Genomic DNA, 1,505 nt, shown 5'->3' with positions numbered 1-1,505 from the left:
GTTTTCTCCGATATTTATGGATGTTTTGAGAGCAAATGTTGGTGCAGAGTCTCAACTTCATAATATCAGGGAAAGTATCGATTTTTAAAAAGAAAACCCACACTGGGTGGGTTATGGAGTTTGTTATGGAATTTCCTGAAAATATCGCTAAACAACTAGACGGCGATTCAATAGGTGCTATTCGCGCTTGGCGACATCAAGTGATTTGCAAGTTAATTGAAGCTGGTGTGGTTGACCCAGAGGAAATTAAGCAATCAGTCGATAGTCTTTATAAATTTGTTGTCTCTCCAGTTGAAAAAGTTCAAGAAGGTGGCGTGATTCCTGCGGGTACGCGATTTTCAATTTGGTGCGGTGGGTTAACCTTAAAGCACGATACTGAGGTTTTAGAATCACAGGAAATAGTTGATGACAATATTGCGCGACGACTCATCTATGAAGGTAACGGTAACCTAATTCTCAGTGAGAGCCTTAAAAATAAATCGGACTCAAAGCATCCATAATTCGATTGTCGATATGTAATGATGCGTAGTCATTAATATCAATCTTTATCACTAACAAAGGTGAACCTTGTTTAAAGAAAGGCTCCAATCTATCTTTAATTGCTCCAGCTATTAAGGTGGAGCTAATAATGTATTGAGACGGTGCTGGTTGAATGGTGTGTTTAGAAATGGTGTTTATAACTTTTTCAAGATCATTGAGGCTTTCAACCTTATTAAGGTCAAACGTAATTGAATATGCTGCCATAAATATCTCCCCCCCGATCTGCTTTAAAGGACTGCGTCGGGTTCGCAGTAAGTTATTTGATAGGTGTGTATTTAAGTAGGTTCATAATGGTTTTGAGATAGGCATCATGATTAGTAAAAACAGCTCTACCACTATCATTAACAGTGTAAGAATTATGATATTGCTCTTGATATTGCTTAACAGCTCTGTCAAAGCCAATACCTTTGATCTGATCAAACCACGTCCTGTGAATGTAGCGGCTTCGCAATTTCAACAAATCAGATTTACTTACAGGTTTGCTAAAAATCCTATCACCTTCGGCATGCAATTGAGCCATCAGAGCATCATGCAACGGAGAGGAGATTTCTATAAATTCTTTTCTTCGAGCAATATAAAGATTGGTTTTGAATCCAATAAAAGCACCGAGAATAAAAGTAATTATAGGAATGATAGTACTGTATTCTTTAAGAAAATCTATAAGGTCTACAAGGAGTACCATTTTTTAATAAATCCTATTGTATCTTTAATAGCAGGCTTCTTTTTAACACTTCGACTCTCTAAAAATATTCCATACTGTGACTATTACAGCAGAGAGCGTCGAAGAGAGAGGGGTGAAATTGATTAATGTTACTTACGCTTTCAAATACTTCTCTAAAAAATCATCAATCCAGCCTTGCGCTACATCAAGGTTAGTAATATCAGCTAGTTTTAGATTGGTACCTTCAGCTTCGTTAAAGCCTTCAATGATAGCTTCAAAGATATTTGCCTCACTAATGACCTCG

General features: G+C 37.0%; 3 protein-coding genes. 1 reads left to right on the top strand and 2 read right to left on the bottom strand.

Going from position 1 to position 1,505, the window contains the following annotated elements:
* Nucleotides 1-125 precede the first annotated feature (125 nt).
* The gene (locus C9E89_RS22570; protein ID WP_147305751.1) at nt 126-500 is read left to right on the top strand and encodes a hypothetical protein; all 375 of its coding nucleotides are present in this window, start codon (nt 126-128) and stop codon (nt 498-500) included.
* On the opposite strand, the gene C9E89_RS22565 is transcribed toward C9E89_RS22570, so the two are convergent.
* A complete protein-coding gene (locus C9E89_RS22565; RefSeq protein WP_107010299.1) occupies nt 469-744 on the bottom strand; it encodes a hypothetical protein in 276 nt (91 codons plus the stop codon). The two genes, C9E89_RS22570 and C9E89_RS22565, sit on opposite strands and share 32 nt — an antisense overlap.
* A gap of 52 nt (nt 745-796) precedes the next feature.
* Nucleotides 797-1,222, bottom strand: a complete 426-nt coding sequence (locus tag C9E89_RS22560) for a hypothetical protein (protein WP_107010298.1) — start codon at nt 1,220-1,222, stop codon at nt 797-799.
* Between the last annotated feature and the right edge of the window lie 283 nt (nt 1,223-1,505).

Origin of the sequence: Acinetobacter sichuanensis (assembly GCF_003024515.2) — a bacterium.
Taxonomy (GTDB): domain Bacteria; phylum Pseudomonadota; class Gammaproteobacteria; order Pseudomonadales; family Moraxellaceae; genus Acinetobacter; species Acinetobacter sichuanensis.
This window is presented reverse-complemented; position numbering and strand designations above follow the sequence as displayed.